Source organism: Burkholderia savannae (assembly GCF_001524445.2).
Taxonomy (GTDB): Bacteria; Pseudomonadota; Gammaproteobacteria; order Burkholderiales; family Burkholderiaceae; genus Burkholderia; species Burkholderia savannae.
This window is the reverse complement of sequence record NZ_CP013418.1, coordinates 272,644-291,736: the sequence shown is the minus strand read 5'-3', so window position 1 is coordinate 291,736 and position 19,093 is coordinate 272,644. Positions and strand designations below refer to the sequence as shown.

Genomic DNA, 19,093 nt, shown 5'->3' with positions numbered 1-19,093 from the left:
ACGTCATGCCGGCTTCGTCCGGTCCGCTTCGCATGCCGGTTTCCGCTTCTCTCGCCGCCGCGGCGTTCGTCGCGCTGTGGTCCACGGGCTTCATCGTCGCCCGCGCGATCAAGCCTTACGCCGATCCGAACCTGTATCTGCTCGCGCGCTTCTCGGGCACCGCGCTCCTCTATGCGTGCGTCGCGCTCGCCGTCCGCGCGCCGTGGCCCGCGCGGCGCGATTGGGGACGCCATCTGTTCGCAGGGGCGCTGCTGCAAGGCGTCTATCTGAGCGCGAGCTACTGGGCCGTCGCGCAAGGGCTCAACGCCGGCGTGATGGCGCTCCTCGGCGCGCTGCAACCGCTCGCGACCGCCGCGCTCGCCGCGCCGCTCTTCGGCGAGCGGCTGTCCGCGCGGGGCTGGCTCGGCATGGCGCTCGGCGTGGCGGGCGTCGCGCTCGTGCTCGCGCCGAAGCTCGACGCCGCCCCCGCGACGGCGGGCGGCGCGCCCGCATGGGTCGTCGTCGCGATCGCGGTCGCGGCCGTCGCGTCGATCACGGCCGGCTCGCTCTATCAGAAAACCTCGCTCGCGCAGACCGACTTGCGCACCGCGGTTGCGTTGCAGAACTTCGGCGCCGCGCTCGTCGCCGGCGCCGCCGCCGTCGTGCTCGGCGAAACCCGCTGGCACGGCACGCCCGCGCTGTGGGTTTCGCTCGCATGGGGCGTCGGAATGCTGTCCGGCGTCGCGGTGATGCTGCTGATGGCGATGTTGCGGCGGGGCGAGGCGGCGCGCGCGACATCGCTGCTGTTCCTCGCGCCGCCCCTCGCCGCGCTGCAGGGCTACGCATTCTTCGGCGAAACGCTCGTGCCGCTGCAGATCGCCGGCTTCGCGGCCGCGCTCGCCGGCGTCACGCTCGCGCGCCGCCGTTGACGGCCGGCGTGCGCGCGCGAATCCGCCTATGATCGAACCTTCGATTCCGTCGCCGAGGAGCGCGCCGATGTCCCGCCCCGATCACGCCGCCCGCCAGCAGGCGATCGCAGCCGAGCTGCACGTTTCGCCGTCGTTCGACGCGCACGACGAAGCCGAGCGCCGGATCGCGTTCCTCGCCGACTACCTGCGCGCGGCCGGATTGCGCGCCTACGTGCTAGGCATCAGCGGCGGCGTCGATTCGTCGACGGCGGGCCGGCTCGCGCAACTGGCCGTCGAGCGGCTGCGCGTGTCGGGCTACGACGCGCGCTTCGTGGCGATGCGGCTGCCGTACGGCGCGCAGCATGACGAAGCGGACGCACAGCGCGCGCTCGCGTTCGTGCGCGCGGACGAAACGCTCACGGTCGACGTGAAGCCCGCCGCCGACGCGATGCTCGCCGTGCTCGCCGCGGGCGGCCTCGCGTATCTCGACCACGCGCACCAGGACTTCGTGCTCGGCAACATCAAGGCGCGCGAGCGGATGATCGCGCAATACGCGGCCGCGGGCGCGCGGCGCGGCGTCGTGATCGGCACCGATCACGCGGCGGAATCGGTGATGGGCTTCTTCACGAAATTCGGCGACGGCGGCGCGGACGTGCTGCCGCTCGCGGGCCTGACCAAGCGCCGCGTGCGCGAGGTCGCGCGCACGCTCGGCGCGGACGAGCGGCTCGTGACGAAGACGCCGACCGCCGATCTGGAAACGTTGCGCCCGCAACTGCCCGACGAGCACGCATACGGCGTCACTTACGAGCAGATCGACGACTTCCTCGAAGGCAAGCCGGCCGACGAAGCGGTGAGCGAGACGGTGCTGCGGTTCTACGACGCGACACGCCACAAACGCGCGCTGCCTTACACGATGTTCGATTGGCCGGGCCGCGCGACGTAAGCGCGCAGACGATGTCCATTCGGTATCGTTTTTTCGATGCGCCGTGCGGCCGGCTTTCACGTCGACGGCGGCTTTCGCATCGCGCGGCGCAATCCGATGCGGTCTCGTCGGCGCGGGCACGCATTCGCGTTCGCGACGACGGTGGCGTGCGGCTCCGGGCTCCCGTTTCTTGGCCTTTCGCTTCCGAATTCCGGCCTCTGGCACTGCGCTTCCGGCTTGTTGCCGCTGACTCCCGATTTGCAGTGCCTGCCTCGCGCCTCGCGCCAGTTGCTGCATTGACGGCTCGCCATTCAGCCATCGCGCTCGCCGCCGCCCGGAGCCGGCGATCCGGAAGCCGGCGATGCGCGCGTGCCGTCCTCGACGCCCGGGCCGCCCGGGCCGCCGGTTTCGTGCGCGTGATCCGCACCGCCCGGCGCAGCGCCGCCGCTCGCCGCGGCCGTGTCGTCCGCGGCACGGGCACCGCCGGCCGGCTCGATCGCACTCGCCGCATCCGCATCCGCGCCCGCCGCGGGCTCGACGCCGCGCCGCGCACCCGCGCCGTCACCGGCCGCGCCGACGCTGCGCGCCGAACCCGCATCGCGCCCCCCGGCCCCCACACCGCCCGCCCCGGCGCCGGCGTTCGCGCCTGCATCGCTCGCAGCCTCGGCACGCCCGGCCGGAACGGCGCCGCTCGCGGCCGAATCCGCGCCGCCCGTCTCTGCGAGCGTCGCCCGCACGAGCGCCGCGCTCATCCATTTGACGACGGTCATGAACTGCTGGAAGTCGAGCCCCCAGATGTCCTTCAGCACGACCATCGCCTCGGTGCCGTAGAGCAGCGACAGCGCCTGCGCGAGCCGCGCGGCCGCGGCCGGATCGACGCCCGCCTGCACCATCGGCTCGACCGCGAGCGTCAGCAGCCGGCGGCGATTGCCGCGCCGGTACTTCGGCTCGTCCTGCGCGCGCCGCGCGCGCTCGTTCGCCCATTGATGCAGCGCGACCTGCAGCGCGGCACGCAATGCGCCCTCGTGCTGCTCCATCCGCGGATACGCGAAGTCGAGCAACTCGTTGACGCGCGCCTCGACCGACGTCGACGTCGGCCGCCATTGCAGCACCGGCCCGAGGCTTTCGTCGACGACGGTGCTCACGAGCGCCGCCTGGGAGGGGAAATAACGGTAAGCGGTCGCGCGCGACACGCCGGATGCGTTCGCGAGCTCGGTGATCGACGGAAACCAGCCTTGCTCGAGCATCGACAGCGCGGTTTGCAGCAGCAGCTCGCGGGTCTGCGCGCGAGTCTCGGACAGCGGTTCCGGTGCGGATTCGGTAGTTGGCATGTGTTTTGTGAGGACGACCGCTGAGACGGCCGTCTCATCTATGTTAAAGTGATCGCGGAATCGAATCGCGGTGACATCGTGCGACAAACGAACGATTGGCGAAGGAGACCAAATGGTACCCCACCGTAAACAGATCTACGTTGCGGCAACCGTTGATACAAAAGGCGCGGAAGCGCATTTCGTCAAGGACCGGATCGTCGAATCGGGGCTTTCGGCGGTCGTCGTCGACCTATCGACCCGCACGCCGGGCCTCGCGGCCGACATCGGCGCGGACATCGTCGCCGCGCACCATCCGGACGGCGCGTCCGCCGTATTCTGCGACGATCGCGGCCGCGCGATCGCCGCGATGGCGGTCGCATTCGAGCGCTACCTCGCGAGCCGCGACGACGTCGCCGCGCTGATCGGCATCGGCGGCTCGGGCGGCACGGCGCTCGTCACGCCGGCGATGCAGGCGCTGCCCGTCGGCGTGCCGAAGCTGATGATCTCGACGATGGCGTCGGGCAACGTGTCCGCGTACGTCGGCTCGTCGGACATCGCGATGCTCTATTCGGTGACGGACGTCGCCGGCCTGAACCGGATCTCGCGCCAGGTGCTCGCGAACGGCGCGCACATGATCGCGGGCGCGGTGCGCGACATGCAGCCGTTGCCCGGCGACCTGAAGCCCGCGCTCGGCCTGACGATGTTCGGCGTGACGACGCCGTGCATCCAGGCGGTCACGTCGCGGCTCGAAGCGCGCTTCGACTGCATCGTGTTCCACGCGACCGGCAACGGCGGCCATGCGATGGAGAAGCTCGCGGACAGCGGCCTGCTCGACGGCGTGCTCGATCTCACCACCACCGAAGTCTGCGACCTGCTGATGGGCGGCGTGCTCGCGTGCGGCGAGGATCGCTTCGACGCGATCGCGCGCAGCAAGACGCCGTACGTCGGCTCGTGCGGCGCGCTCGACATGGTGAACTTCAGCCACATCGACACGGTGCCGCCCCGCTACGCCGGCCGCCTGCTGTACAAGCACAATCCGCAAGTCACGCTGATGCGCACGACGCCGGCCGAGAACCGCCTGATCGGCGAGTGGATCGGCGCGAAGCTGAACGCGTGCGACGGCCCCGTGCGGTTCCTGATTCCCGAAGGCGGCGTGTCGGCGCTCGACGCGCCGGGCCAGGCGTTCTGGAGCCCGGAAGCCGACGCGGCGCTGTTCGACGCGCTCGAGGCGACGGTCGTCCAGACAGAGCGCCGCCGCCTCGTGCGCGTGCCCGCGCACATCAACGATCCACGGTTCGCCGACGTCGCCGTCGAACACTTCTTATCGCTTCTCGCAGCACACCGGAATTGAAGATGAAGAGACTTTCACGCGCCGAGATCCTCGAGAAACTGCGCGCGGCCATTGCGCGCGGCGAGCCGATCATAGGCGGCGGCGCGGGGACGGGCCTGTCCGCGAAATGCGAGGAAGCGGGCGGCATCGACCTCATCGTGATCTACAACTCGGGCCGCTACCGGATGGCCGGGCGCGGCTCGCTCGCGGGCCTGCTCGCGTACGGCAACGCGAACGAGATCGTCGTCGACATGGCGCGCGAGGTGCTGCCCGTCGTCAAGTCGACGCCCGTGCTCGCCGGCGTGAACGGCACCGATCCGTTCTGCAACTTCGACGCGTTTCTCGACGAGCTGATCCGGCTCGGATTTTCCGGCGTGCAGAACTTCCCGACCGTCGGCCTCATCGACGGCAACTTCCGCGCGAATCTCGAGGAGACCGGGATGGGCTACGCGCTCGAAGTCGACATGATCCGCCTCGCGCACGGCAAGGGCCTGCTGACGACGCCTTACGTGTTCAGCGAAGCCGACGCGATCGCGATGGCCGAAGCCGGCGCGGACATCGTCGTCGCGCATCTCGGCCTCACGACGGGCGGCACGATCGGCGCGAACACCGCGCGCACGCTCGCCGATTGCGTGCCGCTCGTGCGCAACTGGGCCGATGCGGCAAAATCCGTGCGCGACGACATGATCGTGCTCTGCCACGGCGGCCCGATCGCGTCGCCCGAGGACGCCGCGTACATCCTGCGCGCGTGTCCGCAGTGCCACGGTTTCTACGGCGCGAGCTCGATGGAGCGCCTGCCCGCCGAAACCGCATTGACCGACATGACGCGGCGCTTCAAGGAGATCGACAGGCGCGTCGCGTCATGACCCGCGCGCGAAGCGCGCGCCTTGCACGAGAAACCGAACGACGATGAACCACACCTCCTTCGCCAGCAGTGTCATCGACGCGCCGATCGAGCGCGTCTGGGCGTTCTTCCGCGATTTCGACGGCCTCGCCGCGTTCCATCCGGCGATCGTCGAGAGCCGGCTCGAGCCCGGCCCGGACGCTTACACGGTGGGCGCGATCCGCCATCTGACGCTGTCGGACGGCTACGTCCGCGAAAAACTGCTGAAGCTCGACGAACCGAATCACGCGCTCGAGTATTCGATCATCGAGACGTCGATGCCGGTGCGCGACTATGTCGCAGGCGTGGAGCTCTTCCCCGTCACCGATTCGGGCAAGACGTTCGCGCAATGGTGGGCGAACTTCACGACGCAAGGCGTCGAGTTGCAGCCGGTCGCGGCGTCGATCAGCGAGCACGTGTTCGCGGCGGGGTTCCGCTCGCTCGCGGACAGGTTGCGCGTGCGCTGACTTGCGTGCGCGCTGACGTGTCGCACGCAGCCGTGCCGTTTCGTCGCGCCGCCGCCCATCGCGGGCATCGCGCGCGGCTTGCCGGCGAGCTTCGCCGCCGCCTTGCCGCACCGCCCATGCGCGGCGCGGCGGCACGGCGGCGCAGCGCCGCCGGCCGTTTCTCGGGTTCTGGCAATGGCCCTCGGATAAAGCCGGAACCTTTTTGGCCGACCGTGACCGGTCGGCCACTTTCTATCCGCAAGCGCGCCGCGCACGACGGCGCATCCCCACGCAGCAGACGAACGGATCGCGCGTAACGCGCGATCCGTTCGCACACCGCAATACCTGCGACAAGCGGGCGCAGCCGCTTCTCCAGAAATTCATCTGGATTAAGTTATTCGCCGCCCCGCGCCTGCCCACAAAGATGCATTTGCTGCGCATCAATACTCGCCTGCCTCGCGATCGATAGCTTGGAGGAAACGAAGCCAGCGAGGGGCTAATCATGAAAGAAGACCTGCAATCGATCCGTGGCCAACTGCGCGCCACGTTCCTGTCCGTCCTGTTCGGCGCCGTCGTCGCGACGAGCGCGCATGCCGCAACGGCGAGCGCATCCGGCAAGATTCCCGGCGACTTCGGCCCGCCGCAAGGCGAGCCGATCCACGCGACGCTCGTGAGCCCGCCGAACGTGCCGCCGCCCATCGCTCGCCGCTATCCGGCGAAAGTCATCGTCGATCTCGAAGTGATCGAGAAAGTGATGCCGATCGCGGACGGCGTGAACTACACGTTCTGGACCTTCGGCGGCGCGGTGCCCGGCAACTTCATCCGCGTGCGGCAAGGCGACACGGTCGAGTTCCATCTCAAGAACCGTCCGGACAGCAAAATGCCGCACAACATCGATCTGCACGCGGTGACGGGGCCGGGCGGCGGCGCGACGTCGAGCTTCACCGCGCCCGGCCACGAATCGCGCTTCACGTTCAAGGCGCTGAACGAAGGGCTCTTCGTGTATCACTGCGCGACCGCGCCCGTCGGCATGCATGTCGCGAACGGGATGTACGGCCTGATTCTCGTCGAGCCGCCCGAAGGGCTGCCGAAGGTCGACCACGAGTACTACGTGATGCAGGGCGATTTCTACACGAACGGCAAATATCGCGAGAAGGGGCTGCAATCGTTCGACATGGACAAGGCGATCGACGAGCGCCCGACCTACGTCGTCTTCAACGGCGCCGAAGGCGCGCTGACGGGCGACAAGGCGATGCGCGCGCGCACCGACGAGACGGTGCGCCTCTTCATCGGCAACGGCGGGCCGAATCTCGTGTCGAGCTTCCACGTGATCGGCGCGGTGTTCGACAAAGTGCGCGCGGACGGCTCCAGCGTCACGCAGAACGACGTGCAGACGACGCTGATTCCGGCGGGCGGCGCGGCGACGATCGAATTCCATACGCGCGTGCCGGGCAACTATACGTTCGTCGATCACTCGATCTTCCGCGCGTTCAACAAAGGCGCGCTCGCGATCCTGAAAGTCGATGGTCCGGACAACAAAGCAATTTATTCGGGCAAGGAGCTCGATACGCTTTATAGCGGCGACAGCGTCAACGCCGCGGCGGGATCGGGTTCAACGGGATCGCCGGCGGCGGCCGCCGGCACGAAAGACGGCACGAAAGGCGGCGCCTCGCTCGTCAAGACGAGCGGCGCGCCGCTGTCACTGCCGGCGCAAGTGAAAGCGGGCGGCGCGGTGTTCGCGAGCACTTGCGCCGTGTGCCATCAGAGCGGCGGCACCGGCTTGCCGGGCGTGTTCCCGCCGCTTGCCGGCTCCGATTTCCTTGCGGCGAATCCGCAGCGCGCGATCGGCATCCTGCTGCACGGGCTGAACGGCAAGGTGACGGTCAACGGCCGCGACTACGACTCGGCGATGCCGCCGATGGCGCAGCTGACCGACGACGAAGTCGCGAACGTGCTGACGTACGTGCTCAACAGCTGGAACAATCCGGGCGGCCGGATCGGCGCGGACGAAGTCGCGAAGGCGCGCGCGAAGACGCCCGCCGTCGCCGAAGCGTCGCACTGACCGCCGACATCGGGGAGAACCGCCATGCGCGCCTCGAAACCGTCGTCCATGTGTTGCGCCGCGAGCGCGGCCCGGCTGGCCGGCATCGCGATCGTCGCCGCGGCGCTTGCCCTCGCCGCGGGCGGCGCGCACGCCGCGCGCTTCGTGCGGCTGCCGGGCGGCGACTTCGAAAGCGCGCTGCCGCAGGACGTCCCAGGCCGCTCGACGCCCGTTCGCATCGACGCGTTCGAGTTGCAGGACACGCCCGTGACCGTCCGCGCGTTCTCGGCGTTCGTGAGCGCGCATCCCGAATGGCGGCGCGACCGCGTCGCGCGCGTGTTCGCCGGGCCCGCGTATCTCGCCGACTGGGCCGATCCGTTGCATGCGGCGCCGCAAACGCCGCCCGACGCGCCGGTCACGGGCGTCAGCTGGTTCGCCGCGCGTGCGTACTGCGCCAGCGAACGCGCGCGGCTGCCGACGTGGCTCGAATGGGAATACGCGGCGGCGGCCGACGCGACGCGCCCCGACGCGCGCAACGATCCGCTGTGGCGCCGGCAGATTCTGTCGTGGTACGAACAGCCTGCCGCGCGCGTGCTGCCGCCCGTCGGCGGCGTGCCGAACGTCTACGGCGCATACAACCTGCACGGGCTGATCTGGGAATGGGTCGACGATTTCAATGCGCTCTTCATCAGCGGCGACAGTCGCACGCAAGGCGACCCGGACCAGCAACGATTCTGCGGCGCCGGCGCGATCAGCATCGTGCGCCGCGACAGCTATGCGGTGCTGATGCGCGTCGCGCTGCTGTCTTCCCTCACCGGCGCGGATTCGACCGGAAGCCTCGGCTTTCGCTGCGCCCGTTCGATTTCAGGAGATCAACGATGAAGCCAGGACATCGCATCCGGCGCGGCGCGCTCGCGCTGTGCGTCGCAGCATGCGTCGCGACGACCGCTCGAGGCGCGGGCGTCGCCACATCGGCCGCGGCCACCGCGGCCGCCCCCTCGGCGGCGACGGATTCGCTCTATCAGACGAGCACGCTGCTGACCGATCAGGATGGCAAAACATTTCGTCTCGCCGATTTGCGCGGAACGCCGACGCTCGTCAGCATGTTCTATACGTCGTGCAAGATGGTGTGCCCGATGCTGTTCGAGACGATCGGCCTCACGCTCGACGCGGGCGGCGAAGCGGCGCGCAAGCGAATCAAGGTCGTCGCGGTGACGATCGATCCCGATCGCGATTCGGTCGCGGTGCTGCGCAAGACGGCGAACGCGCACGGCCTCGACGCGCGCTGGCGGCTCGCGCGCACCGACCGCGACAACACGCGGACGGTCGCCGCGCTGTTCGGCGTTCAGTACCGGAAGCTCGCGAGCGGCGAGTTCAATCATTCGAGCACGATCGTGCTGCTCGACGCCGACGGCCGCATCGTCGCGCGTACGAACACGCTCGGCGAGACGGACCCGGCGTTCGTCGACGCGATGCGCAGACAGCTCGCCGCGCAATGAGGCGAAGCGCAGTGTGCGGTGTGCGGTGTGCGGCGCGGCGCGGCGCGGCGCGGCGTAGAGCGTGCGCGCTTCGGCCAGCGCGCACGCGTCGAAATAAAAAAGCGATCGCCGATCACGGCGATCGCGAAAGCCGCCTGTTCCGAGGCAGATCGGAAGGGCTGACAGGCGGCGGCCTAACTCATCGCGCGATCACGGCTTGCCTTCTTTGCGGCCGTTTTCACGCGGATCGATCATCGGATGCCGGACAGATCAGGCGCGCCGACACAGCCGGGCGCGAACAAGCTGCGTGTGGCGTGATGAAAATGGACGAACGCCGTGCGCGCGTGCCCGCATGAAAATGCTTGCGCGCGCAACACGCTGCCCGGGCCGAGCGATCGGCGCTCGTCACGCATGTCACGGCGGCTGCCGCCGATGCGAGCATGCAGCGCCGCCATCGTCGCCGTGAAGCTCGGCCAGCGATCGTGCTCTCTCACGCGCATCCGTCAGTCAAATCCGGAGCAACGTCCGCACATCGGCCTAGGGCCTGTTCCCGCTAATAACGGGCTTGCGCTGGCCGCCAGAAGGGCCGAGCGCAAGGATTGCGACGAAGCGAATACTCGACGTATTCGCGAGGAGCATGGCGCAGCGATCGGCCCTTCTGGCGGCCAGCCCCTCGACGGATTTTTTCGATCACGGGAACGTGCCTTTGCGCCCGCATGGCGGCGTCGTTCGTCGTTGCAATAGCGACGGCTATTGCGCCTCCTCTCTCCTTGCCATGCGGGCGCAAAGGCACGTTCGCAAGCCCGTTATTAGCGGGAGCAGGCCCTAGCCGGTTTATCTCGTCGTCGCCTTCTTAAGCGAGGCTCACTGAATCCCCGCAGCCTCCGCCACGCCGCCCGGCGGCCACGCATACAGGCAGCGCCCCACGAATTGCCCGTTCCTTCCACCCGGCGCGAGCATCGATTCAACTGATCGATTGATCCCCGCCGCATCCCGATCTTGTCCATCTACCGGGCCGCATCGACCTATCGCATTGCCTCGACCTGAACCCTTTCGGCGCTCCTCCAGCATTTCGACTGACCGATTTCCCTGTCAATGACGATTCCGCTCAGCGATCGGAACCTGGGATTTCATCGACACATCGAATCGCGTCCGCGATCTGAGCATTTTTTCGCTGGCTTCGTCATTCGACAGACGAATTACAAGCACGACCTGCAACTTCTCTTTTAATAACTCAGACAGCTACTGCGTCAAGCCTATTTCCATATTGCAAAAACAATAATTATCTTAAGGGAGATAATATGGATGAATTGGCAACCCATCGAAACTCGTAGATCTAACAGGTACTCCCTCCGTAACCGACCGAGCGGCACCACACTCGGCACAAGCCATGTGCACGCGCCCACAACCATTCATGTCCAACATGCACAAATGGATAATCGAACATATATTATTTATATCTTTAATTCATTTCCACAAACTTTACGCCCTCCGCCAAAACACAAAACAATCGAAACCATCCCGATCAAAAAAACGAATGAATCGGCCTTCCGGATTGATCGCATAATCTCTCGCAGATCCCGTTTTACTCGCCGATTAACAACGGAACCATCGGGTATCATGCCGAAGCTCGTCGAATGAACAAGGTTCTTCCGTCCACGCGCCTGAACGACCGAATTTGGTTGATCGAGAATCGAAATACCGAAACCAGGAATCCCAAAAACATGAATTCATCGCCGAACCGAGGCGCCATGGAGCTTGGCAAGCAATCCAAGTACGAATCCACGTACAACCCGGAGAAGCTTTTCGCGATTCCGCGCACGATCAAGCGCGAGGAAATCGGCATCACGGGCCCGTTGCCGTTCTTCGGCGTCGACGTGTGGAACCACTACGAGCTCTCGTGGTTGACGCCGCGCGGCGTGCCGCGCGTCGCGATCGCGACGATCGTCGTGCCGTGCGCATCGCCGAACGTGATCGAGTCGAAATCGATGAAGCTGTATTTCAACACCTTCAACAACACGTCGTTCGAGACTCCGGCTGACGTCGAGCGCATCGCCGCGCAAGACCTGTCGCGCTGCGCGGGCGCGCCCGTTTCCGTCACGCTCGAGCCGCTGGAGCGCGCCGCCGCGCGCCACATCGGCACGCCGGCCGGCACGTCGATCGACGAGCAGGACATCGCGATCGACGCATTCGACGTGGACCGGCGGCTCCTCGCGACGCATGACGAACAGGTCCGCGAAACGCTCTATTCGAACCTGCTGAAATCGAACTGCCTCGTGACGGGACAGCCCGACTGGGGTACGGTCTCGATCGCCTACGAAGGCCGGCGCATCGATCGCGAGGCGCTGCTCAGGTACGTCGTGTCGTTTCGCAATCACGAGGAATTCCACGAGCAATGCGTCGAGCGGATTTTCAAGGACATTCAGCAACGATGCGCGCCCGCACGGCTGACCGTCGCGGCCCGCTACACGCGCCGCGGCGGCATCGACATCAACCCGGTTCGCAGCAGCGAGCCGCTGCACGACGTGCCGAATCTGCGCTTGATCCGACAATAGCCCGCCTCGCAGGCCGATCATGGAATACGCTTCTCATGAAATCGCAGACGTCATCGAGCCGTCGCTCGACAACGATGCGTTGCTCGTCCTGGTGCGCGTGTGCGATTCCGGCGCCACCTTCAAGATGTCGCCGCGCGAGCTGAACACGAAATCGTGGCTCGGCAAGTTCTCGCGCGAGGACGTCGCGCACATCGGCTTTCTCAACGCCGCCACTTACACGGACAGGCTCGTCCCGCTGTCGTACTTCCCGACGCTCAAGCATCGACTGACGCCCGCCGTCTTGCTGCTCGCGCTTGTCTATGTCGGCTTCCTGATGCTGTCGAACGTGACGGGCGCGCGCGTCATCGAGCTCAGGATCGATGGGCTGCCGCTTCTCGGCGCCGTCAGCTTCGGCATTCCAGCGGCGCTGATCGCGTTTCCGATGACCTACGCGTTCAGCACGATCATCACCGAGGTCTACGGATATCGCGTCAGCCGCCTGGTGATCTGGGGCGGGCTGGCGGTGAACCTGATGTTCATCATCGGCACCTGGCTGCTGTCGCTGCCGCCCGCGTTGCCCAGCTGGGAGGCGCGAAACCCAACGCTCGCCGCCGCATACCCGGCGCTCGCGCTCGAATTCGCCCGAACGTTCGTCGCGTCGACCGTCGCGTATTTCTGCGGCGAGTTCATCAACACGACGTTTCTCGCGAAACTCAAAATCGCGACGGCCGGCCGCCATCTGTGGGCGCGTATCGTGTCGAGCACCGGCGTCGCGATCGTGATCGACAGCACGCTGTTCTGCGCGATCCTCTTCTGGGGGCGGCTGCCGCGGGACGTCGTGCTGACGATGATCGGCATCCAGATAGCCTTCAAGCTGATCTACGAGCTCGTGCTGCTGCCCGTCGTCACGACCGTGTCGAAGCGCCTCAAGCGCGTGGATCAGATCGACTACTACGACTATCACACGAGCTTCAATCCATTCTCGTTCAAGGATTGATGAGGCGCGACTCGGTCACGACGCCGAGCACCGCAACGCCCCGGCCGAAAGCGTCGACCGTCTGCGCGTGCGGCGCGCCGACGCTTTTGAGCCGGACGGCCTCGCCGTCCTCGATCACGCGGCGCAGCGCCGGCTCGCCGCCGTCGATCGCGGCGACGACCACCTGAGCGTCGCGAAACGCGAGGCCCGGCTCCACGATCACGACCGACCCTTCACGAAACCGCGGCGCCATCGACGGTTTCGTACGCGCCGCAAACGCGCCGGGGCCGCGCGGCGTATCGACCGTCACCCATCGCGTGTTGCGGGCGGCGTTGTCATGGCCGCGCGAGAAATCGAGCATCTCGTCCCATTCGAGAATCGGAATCGGGTAGACGCGCTCGCTATGCAGCAGATACCCGACGGTCGAAGCGAGCGCGTCGGCGATCGCCAATACGGTGCTGATGCGCGGATCTTCGGTCGACATCGACAGCACGCGGCTCAAGGTCGCCGGCGAGATGCCGGTCTGACGCGCCTGCGGCGCGCGTCGATGCGGCGCAGAGACCCGCCTTCGCCCGAGCTTCGCCATGCCGCGCCCGGCGGATTCATGCGCGACACACGCGCCGTGCTCGCACTTGAGCGAATCCGAATTTCCACGATTCAGGATTCGATCGAACCACGCGTGCACGCTCCGACTGGCAACATCGTTCGCCAGCGCCGAGGAATTCGGATGCGCCGCGCCGCTGACGCGGCTACCAGCCGAATTTCAACTCCGCGCCCAGATAATCCGCGTTTCGACCGCCCTCGGCGCGGATCGCGTCGCCGATCTGAAAATGCACGATTTCGAGCGCCGCCGCCAGATTCGCCGTCACCGCCCAATCGGCGCGCAACTGCGTGTAGAAACCGGTCCACTTGCCGCCGCGCCCCGCCGTGCCCGGCACGGGCGACGCGCCCTGCGCATAGACCGCGTCCGCCGTCGTCGCGCGCCACTGAAGCCCGACCGCCGCGAGCAGCGTGAGCGCGTTGCTCGGCTTCAACGTGACCGACGGCTTCACGTGAATCAAATTCGTATAGCCGGTGTAGCCGGCGAGCGCGAAGTAGTAGCCGTTCGGGAACAGCGGATTGAACGTCTCGATGCGGCCGTCGTGCGGGTGCCGGTCGCCCGACGCGGCGTCGACCTGCAAGCCGACGCGCGGCGTCCAGCGCACGTTGGCGAACGTATAGCCCGCGAGCGAGCCCACCGCCCACGCGTCGATGCGCTGCGCGCCGACGTGCCCCGACTGGAGCATGCCTTCGACGTCCCAATCGACGTTGCGCTGCCTGCCCGCGTACCGGACATCGAACACGTCGCGATGCTCCGCACCCGAGCCGTCCAGAAACCGGGCCTGCGCCCGGTTGTACCGCGAATAATAAGCGGACAGATCGCCGGGCCCCACGCCCTGACGTTCGATGCGCACGCCGCTGAACGTGAGATTGCGGTTCGACACGTCGTCGAATGCGTGATCGTCGCGATACTGGACGGGCTGCGTCGCATAGCCGATGAAGCGCCACGGGCCCTCTTCCCAGTCGGCCCAGATTCCGTCGAACGCCTGGCGCACGTTCGGGCCGTCGCGCACCGACACGAAGCGCTGCAAGTCGAACGCCATCTCCTGGCGGCCGATTCGCGCCTTGAAGACGCCGGGCCCGATCGCGCCGGCATAGGTCACGAACGCCTGGCGCAGATCCACGCGATTTCGATCGACGGAGCCGACGTCGTCCTTGCCGAACGTGCGCGCGTCCTCGAGCTGCACGAACACCTGCACGTGCCCGGCGATTCGCAGGTCGGCATGCACCTGCGCGCGCTGCAGCACGTAGGTGTCGTCGTGCGCGCGGCCGAGGCCGAACAGCGGCGCGTCGTTCATCTCGAGCCGCTCGCGCAGCACCGCGCCGAGCGACAGATACGTGTCGCTGCGGCCGAGCAGCGGCAGGTATTTCAGCGCATCGAGCGGCCTGCGCGGCACGCACGGGTCCGCGAGCGCCGACCAATCCTCCTGCCAGCGATTGAACAAGATCGCCGGACGCGCCTTCGTGCAGGACGATGCGTCCGGCGATGCGGGCGACGTGGGTGACATGGGTGACGTGGGTGACGCGGGCGACGTGGGCGTCGTGGGCGACGCTGGTGACGTCGGCGACGCGGGTGACATGGGCGACGCATCCGCCGCATGCGCGCGCACCGCCGCGAACAGCGACATCAGCGCCCAGCAACCGAGCGCGGAAACGCGGCGCATCGTCATTGCGCGTCGTGCACTTCCGCGATATAGCCGCCGGGGAACGCGAGCATCGCGGTGCGCCCGGCCTGCGTGCGATAGGGCTGCGCCAGAACCTTGACGCCCGCCGCCTGCGCGTTCTCGAGCGTCGCATCGAGGTCGGCGACCGCGTAGCCGGTCGTTTCGCGGCCGTACGGATACGGCAGCTTGCCGTCGGTCACGAACGCGGCGACGCGTCCGAAAGTCGATTCGATCACGATCTTGCGCACCTCGGCGCCCGGCCGGCCGATTGCGCCGCCGTCTTCGCGACGGTTGTCGGAGACGATCTTGCCGTGCGAAAACCGGACCCAGCTCTTGACGAAGCGATCCGCCTCGTACGGCGACAGATAGACGCGATTGTCCGGAACCGTCGCGAGCGGCGCGTAAGACGGCGCCTTCCGGTGCCAATACAGCTGCATCATCACGCCGCCCGGCCAGCGAACGACGGCGTCGCGGCCGATCGGGTCGTCGAACGAATCGACGACGATGTCCGCGCCGGCGGCCCGCGCGGCCTTCACCGCGTCGTCGAGATCCGTCACGAGATAGCCCGTGCGCTCGGCGCCGAACGGATAGGGAATCGGCGTCTTGAACCCGAATACCGACAGCATTCCCACCGGCGTCTGCACGTATTGCGACAGCGTTTCGCTCGGCGTCGGCGTGACGGTGAGCGTCACGCGCGGCGACGCCTTCCCGCCGAACGTCGCGACGAAGCTGTCGACGAACGCGTCCAGATCGGGAACCGCGACGTAGACATGCGTCGTGTCGTATTGCGGCCCGACGGCGACCGGCGGCGCCGATGCGATCGCGCGCGCGGATTCGGCGGCGGCGCCCGCATCCGCATCCGCGAAAGCGGCGGGCATCTGCGCGAAGCCGAACATCAGGGCGGCCAGCAAGGCCGAACGTATTCCCGAGCGTCGTGTTTGCATGCTTGTTTCCCAAAGTGGTGAAGTCATCGACATGCCGCGCCGGCGCCTGCTGCGCGCCCGCGCGGCGTTTGGTCCGGCCAGCCGGCCCCGGGGACGAGTCCGCCGAGAATCGCGAGGCAATCGTCGAGGCGGCGGTGCACGCCTTCCAGGCCGAGCGTCGCCGCGCGCGCGGCCGCCGGTTCGATCGCGAGCGGGATGCCGTCGAGACGGCGGCAGATCTCGCCGGCGAAACGTATTTCGGCGGACTGCGCGCCGGGCGTGCGCGGCCGCTGCCGCGCGTTCGCGCGCGCGAAGAACAGCTGGACGGCCGAATGCGCCGGAATGTCCGCGTCGCTCCCGCCGACGCTTCGTCGCGCGACGCGACCAAGCGCGTCACCGGAATGCGACGAGACAGCGACGCGCGGCACGCGCGCCCGAGCGCGTGCTCACACCGCCCAGCACGAGCAGCCGAGCGCGCCCCAGAAGCTCTTCAGATCGTCGACCGGCAGCTTGCTGCTCCACGCGCTCGCATGCCGATGCGCATGAATGCCGCAACGGTTCGCGCACGCGCACGCCTGCGCCGCCTGCCGGACCACCTGCTGCAGCGACGCGCCGCCTTCCCTGTCGCCCCACGCCGCATAGCCGCCGAACACGCGGGCGGGCGACCAGTCCGGCATCGCGGGCGGCGGCGCGCCTTCGTCGATGTCGGCGAACGGCCCCGCGCCGTAGACGACCTTGCCGCCGACGACGGTCAAGAGCGACGTCGTATCCGCGATGTCGGATTCCGGGCATGCGAAGAAATCGCGGTCGGGCACGATCAGATCCGCGAGCTGCCCGACCTGAATCCGGCCCTTCTTGCCGACTTCGTTCGAGAACCACGTGACGTTCTCGGTCCACATCCGCAGCGCGGTTTCGCGATCGACGCAATTCGCGCGCGGATAAAGCTGCGCGCCGCCGACCGTCTTGCCGGTGACGAGCCAAGCGAGCGACACCCACGGGTTGTACGACGCGACGCGCGTCGCATCGGTGCCGGCCGACACGTTGACGCCCTTGTCGAGCATCCGCCTGACAGGCGGCGTCGCTTCCGCCGCGGCCTGGCCGTAGCGCTCGACGAAGTATTCGCCCTGGTACGCCATCCGGTGCTGAACCGCGATCCCGCCGCCCAGCGCGGCGATCCGGTCGATCGATTCGTCGGAAATCGTCTCCGCGTGATCGAAGAACCAGTTCAGCCCGTCGAGCGGAATGTCGCGGTTCACGCGCTCGAACACGTCGAGCGCGCGGCTGATCGTTTCGTCGTAGGTCGCATGCAAGCGCCACGGCCAGCGATTCTGCGCGAGCACGCGCACGACCGCTTCGAGCTCGCCTTCCATGTCGGGCGAAAGATCGGGGCGCGGCTCGCGGAAATCCTCGAAGTCCGCCGCCGAGAACACCAGCATCTCGCCCGCGCCGTTGTGGCGAAAATAGTCGGTGCCGTCGTGGTATTTCGATGTCGCGGTCCAGTTCAGGAAGTCCTGCTTCTCTTCCTTCGGCTTCTGCGTGAACAGGTTGTACGCGAGCCGGATCGTCAGTTGATCGTCCTTCGCCAACTGCTCGATCACCGCGTAATCGTCCGGATAGTTCTGGAAGCCGCCGCCGGCGTCGATCGCGCCCGTCACGCCGAGCCGGTTCAGCTCGCGCATGAAGTGCCGCGTCGAATTCAGTTGATATTCGAACGGCAGCTTCGGCCCCTTCGCGAGCGTCGCGTAGAGAATCGCCGCATTCGGCCGCGCGAGCAGCAGCCCGGTCGGATTGCCCGCCGCGTCGCGCGCGATCCGGCCGCCCGGCGGCTCCGGCGTGTCCTTCGTATAGCCGACCGCGCGCAGCGCCGCGCCGTTGAGCAGCGCGCGATCGTACAGATGCAGGATGAAGACCGGCGTATCGGGCGCGACGGCGTTCAGCTCGTCGATCGTCGGCAAACGCTTCTCGGCGAACTGATGCTCGGTGAAGCCGCCGACCACGCGCACCCATTGCGGCGCGGGCGTGACGGCCGCCTGGCGGCGCAGCATCGCCATCGCGTCGGCGAGGCTGCGCACGCCGTCCCAGCGCAACTCCATGTTGAAGTTCAGGCCGCCGCGAATGATGTGCAGATGGTTGTCGATCAGGCCCGGCAACACGCCCTTGCCTTGCAGGTCGACGATCCGCGTGTTCGCGCCCGCCGACGCGAGCAGCTCGTCGCCGCCGACGGCGACGAACCGGCCGCTCTTGATCGCGACCGCGCTCGCGGCCGGATTCGAACGGTCGAGCGTCGTGAAGCGACCGCGGTGCAGGATCAGATCGGGGGTGGCGTGTGCGGCGTGGTCAGCCATGGCGTTGCTCTCCGGATGACGAATCGGGGTGACGGGCGGCCGCGACCTGCGCCGGCGCGTCCGGCGCCTTCGGGCAAGTCGGCAATTGGCCGAACATGTGCGGCTTGACCTGGTGCTGATACCAGGAAGTCGACGTCTCGGCGTTGCTCAGCAGCCGCTTGACGAGCGGCGGCACCTGCTCGCCCGCGAGGATGCCGAGCAGGCCGACGAGTGCGATCACGGGCGGCGCCGGCGAGCGCACGTTGGAGACGCCGTAGATGATGCCCACGAGCAGCCCCATGGCGAGCGACAAGACATAAGCTTTCATGATGGGTAGTCCGGATGTAGTGGTCGTGTGCGTCGTCGGAACGTCGAGCTGGCGCGCGAGCGGTGAACCTGCGATCCGTTCGCGGGCGTCTCGATCGGTCGCGGCTGACTATCGCATTTGCGGGCGCTCGCGTATTGAACGTTTGTCGCCAGTTTTGAACGATAGCGACGCGACGCGACGCGTTCGCACGCGCACGCGCACGCGACATCGAATGGCGCGATGCGGCGATACGGCGATGCGGCGATACGGCGATACGGCGATGCGGCGATGCGGCGATGCGGCGGCATCATCGTCGACGGCGAGCAGTTCGCACGCAAGCCGACGCGCAACGTTCACCGGACTCCTCGCCAAGTTTGCGCACTATTGTTCAAGACGGCCGGACATCCACGCTCTAGCATCCATCCCGCAGCAGATCGTTCGAGTCGGCGCGCCCGCGTTTCGACTCGG

The 19,093-nt window shown here is 67.4% G+C and carries 17 protein-coding genes; 10 read left to right on the top strand and 7 right to left on the bottom strand.

Annotation, left to right across the window (positions count from 1 at the left end; all coding sequences use genetic code 11):
- Positions 1 to 5: 5 nt before the first annotated feature.
- Both WS78_RS22225 and nadE read left to right on the top strand, forming a co-directional pair.
- Positions 6 to 908: a DMT family transporter gene (locus WS78_RS22225; RefSeq protein WP_052145194.1), complete on the top strand. Its 903-nt coding sequence runs from the start codon at positions 6 to 8 to the stop codon at positions 906 to 908.
- Between the two features lie 67 nt (positions 909 to 975).
- A complete protein-coding gene (gene nadE / locus WS78_RS22220; RefSeq protein WP_059576470.1) occupies positions 976 to 1,830 on the top strand; it encodes an ammonia-dependent NAD(+) synthetase in 855 nt (284 codons plus the stop codon).
- Positions 1,831 to 2,120: 290 nt separating this feature from the next.
- Here the strand turns inward: nadE and WS78_RS36165 are convergent, their stop codons facing one another.
- Positions 2,121 to 3,140, bottom strand: a complete 1,020-nt coding sequence (locus WS78_RS36165) for a TetR/AcrR family transcriptional regulator (RefSeq protein WP_059575973.1) — start codon at positions 3,138 to 3,140, stop codon at positions 2,121 to 2,123.
- 112 nt (positions 3,141 to 3,252) lie between these two features.
- Between WS78_RS36165 and WS78_RS22205 the strand changes: the two genes are divergently transcribed.
- The 6 genes from WS78_RS22205 to WS78_RS22175 all read left to right on the top strand — a co-directional run bounded on the left by WS78_RS22205 (position 3,253) and on the right by WS78_RS22175 (position 9,318).
- On the top strand, positions 3,253 to 4,470 hold the full coding sequence (locus tag WS78_RS22205) for a Tm-1-like ATP-binding domain-containing protein (RefSeq protein WP_059575975.1): 1,218 nt from the start codon (positions 3,253 to 3,255) through the stop codon (positions 4,468 to 4,470).
- A gap of 2 nt (positions 4,471 to 4,472) precedes the next feature.
- Positions 4,473 to 5,315: a phosphoenolpyruvate hydrolase family protein gene (locus tag WS78_RS22200; protein ID WP_059575977.1), complete on the top strand. Its 843-nt coding sequence runs from the start codon at positions 4,473 to 4,475 to the stop codon at positions 5,313 to 5,315.
- A 43-nt stretch (positions 5,316 to 5,358) separates the two neighbouring features.
- The gene (locus WS78_RS22195; protein WP_038753973.1) at positions 5,359 to 5,799 is read left to right on the top strand and encodes an SRPBCC family protein; all 441 of its coding nucleotides are present in this window, start codon (positions 5,359 to 5,361) and stop codon (positions 5,797 to 5,799) included.
- A gap of 481 nt (positions 5,800 to 6,280) precedes the next feature.
- Positions 6,281 to 7,840, top strand: coding sequence for a copper-containing nitrite reductase (nirK, locus tag WS78_RS22185; protein ID WP_059575979.1), 1,560 nt, complete (start codon positions 6,281 to 6,283; stop codon positions 7,838 to 7,840).
- 24 nt (positions 7,841 to 7,864) lie between these two features.
- Positions 7,865 to 8,701 carry a formylglycine-generating enzyme family protein gene (locus WS78_RS22180; protein WP_059575980.1) on the top strand — a complete coding sequence of 279 codons (837 nt, stop codon included), beginning with the start codon at positions 7,865 to 7,867 and terminating at the stop codon, positions 8,699 to 8,701.
- On the top strand, positions 8,698 to 9,318 hold the full coding sequence (locus WS78_RS22175; RefSeq protein ID WP_038753981.1) for an SCO family protein: 621 nt from the start codon (positions 8,698 to 8,700) through the stop codon (positions 9,316 to 9,318). Before WS78_RS22180 ends, WS78_RS22175 begins: the two co-directional genes overlap by 4 nt.
- A 230-nt stretch (positions 9,319 to 9,548) precedes the next feature.
- Here WS78_RS22175 and WS78_RS22170 read toward each other — a convergent pair whose 3' ends face one another.
- Positions 9,549 to 9,752, bottom strand: a complete 204-nt coding sequence (locus WS78_RS22170; RefSeq protein ID WP_082745296.1) for a hypothetical protein — start codon at positions 9,750 to 9,752, stop codon at positions 9,549 to 9,551.
- A gap of 1,296 nt (positions 9,753 to 11,048) precedes the next feature.
- Here WS78_RS22170 and queF point away from each other — a divergent pair.
- Together queF and WS78_RS22160 are read left to right on the top strand one after the other, a co-directional pair.
- Positions 11,049 to 11,852: an NADPH-dependent 7-cyano-7-deazaguanine reductase QueF gene (gene queF / locus WS78_RS22165; RefSeq protein WP_226377286.1), complete on the top strand. Its 804-nt coding sequence runs from the start codon at positions 11,049 to 11,051 to the stop codon at positions 11,850 to 11,852.
- Positions 11,853 to 11,871: 19 nt separating this feature from the next.
- Positions 11,872 to 12,828, top strand: a complete 957-nt coding sequence (locus WS78_RS22160; protein WP_059575987.1) for a queuosine precursor transporter — start codon at positions 11,872 to 11,874, stop codon at positions 12,826 to 12,828.
- Here WS78_RS22160 and WS78_RS22155 read toward each other — a convergent pair.
- From WS78_RS22155 to WS78_RS22130, 5 genes are all read right to left on the bottom strand, one after another.
- Positions 12,818 to 13,393 (bottom strand): S24 family peptidase, encoded by a 576-nt coding sequence (locus WS78_RS22155; RefSeq protein WP_059576473.1) that lies wholly within the window; start codon positions 13,391 to 13,393, stop codon positions 12,818 to 12,820. The two genes, WS78_RS22160 and WS78_RS22155, sit on opposite strands and share 11 nt — an antisense overlap.
- Before the next feature lie 163 nt (positions 13,394 to 13,556).
- The gene (locus tag WS78_RS22150; protein ID WP_059575989.1) at positions 13,557 to 15,077 is read right to left on the bottom strand and encodes an alginate export family protein; all 1,521 of its coding nucleotides are present in this window, start codon (positions 15,075 to 15,077) and stop codon (positions 13,557 to 13,559) included.
- On the bottom strand, positions 15,074 to 15,967 hold the full coding sequence (locus WS78_RS22145; protein WP_038743828.1) for a VOC family protein: 894 nt from the start codon (positions 15,965 to 15,967) through the stop codon (positions 15,074 to 15,076). Before WS78_RS22145 ends, WS78_RS22150 begins: the two co-directional genes overlap by 4 nt.
- A gap of 473 nt (positions 15,968 to 16,440) precedes the next feature.
- A complete protein-coding gene (locus tag WS78_RS22135) occupies positions 16,441 to 18,339 on the bottom strand; it encodes an amidohydrolase (protein ID WP_059576000.1) in 1,899 nt (632 codons plus the stop codon).
- On the bottom strand, positions 18,332 to 18,646 hold the full coding sequence (locus WS78_RS22130; RefSeq protein WP_038743822.1) for a XapX domain-containing protein: 315 nt from the start codon (positions 18,644 to 18,646) through the stop codon (positions 18,332 to 18,334). The genes WS78_RS22135 and WS78_RS22130 overlap by 8 nt, the downstream gene beginning before the upstream one ends.
- Between the last annotated feature and the right edge of the window lie 447 nt (positions 18,647 to 19,093).

Bases quoted from the DNA above. Each gene is read 5' to 3' on its own strand.
- WS78_RS22135 (WP_059576000.1), bottom strand. From the start codon at position 18,339: ATGGCTGACCACGCCGCACACGCCACCCCCGATCTGATCCTGCACCGC.
- WS78_RS22155 (WP_059576473.1), bottom strand. From the start codon at position 13,393: ATGGCGAAGCTCGGGCGAAGGCGGGTCTCTGCGCCGCATCGACGCGCG.
- WS78_RS22195 (WP_038753973.1), top strand. From the start codon at position 5,359: ATGAACCACACCTCCTTCGCCAGCAGTGTCATCGACGCGCCGATCGAG.
- WS78_RS22175 (WP_038753981.1), top strand. From the start codon at position 8,698: ATGAAGCCAGGACATCGCATCCGGCGCGGCGCGCTCGCGCTGTGCGTC.
- WS78_RS22150 (WP_059575989.1), bottom strand. From the start codon at position 15,077: ATGACGATGCGCCGCGTTTCCGCGCTCGGTTGCTGGGCGCTGATGTCG.
- WS78_RS22205 (WP_059575975.1), top strand. From the start codon at position 3,253: ATGGTACCCCACCGTAAACAGATCTACGTTGCGGCAACCGTTGATACA.
- nadE (WP_059576470.1), top strand. From the start codon at position 976: ATGTCCCGCCCCGATCACGCCGCCCGCCAGCAGGCGATCGCAGCCGAG.
- WS78_RS22130 (WP_038743822.1), bottom strand. From the start codon at position 18,646: ATGAAAGCTTATGTCTTGTCGCTCGCCATGGGGCTGCTCGTGGGCATC.
- WS78_RS22160 (WP_059575987.1), top strand. From the start codon at position 11,872: ATGGAATACGCTTCTCATGAAATCGCAGACGTCATCGAGCCGTCGCTC.
- WS78_RS22225 (WP_052145194.1), top strand. From the start codon at position 6: ATGCCGGCTTCGTCCGGTCCGCTTCGCATGCCGGTTTCCGCTTCTCTC.
- nirK (WP_059575979.1), top strand. From the start codon at position 6,281: ATGAAAGAAGACCTGCAATCGATCCGTGGCCAACTGCGCGCCACGTTC.
- WS78_RS36165 (WP_059575973.1), bottom strand. From the start codon at position 3,140: ATGCCAACTACCGAATCCGCACCGGAACCGCTGTCCGAGACTCGCGCG.
- WS78_RS22180 (WP_059575980.1), top strand. From the start codon at position 7,865: ATGCGCGCCTCGAAACCGTCGTCCATGTGTTGCGCCGCGAGCGCGGCC.
- WS78_RS22200 (WP_059575977.1), top strand. From the start codon at position 4,473: ATGAAGAGACTTTCACGCGCCGAGATCCTCGAGAAACTGCGCGCGGCC.
- queF (WP_226377286.1), top strand. From the start codon at position 11,049: ATGGAGCTTGGCAAGCAATCCAAGTACGAATCCACGTACAACCCGGAG.
- WS78_RS22170 (WP_082745296.1), bottom strand. From the start codon at position 9,752: ATGGCGGCGCTGCATGCTCGCATCGGCGGCAGCCGCCGTGACATGCGT.
- WS78_RS22145 (WP_038743828.1), bottom strand. From the start codon at position 15,967: ATGTTCGGCTTCGCGCAGATGCCCGCCGCTTTCGCGGATGCGGATGCG.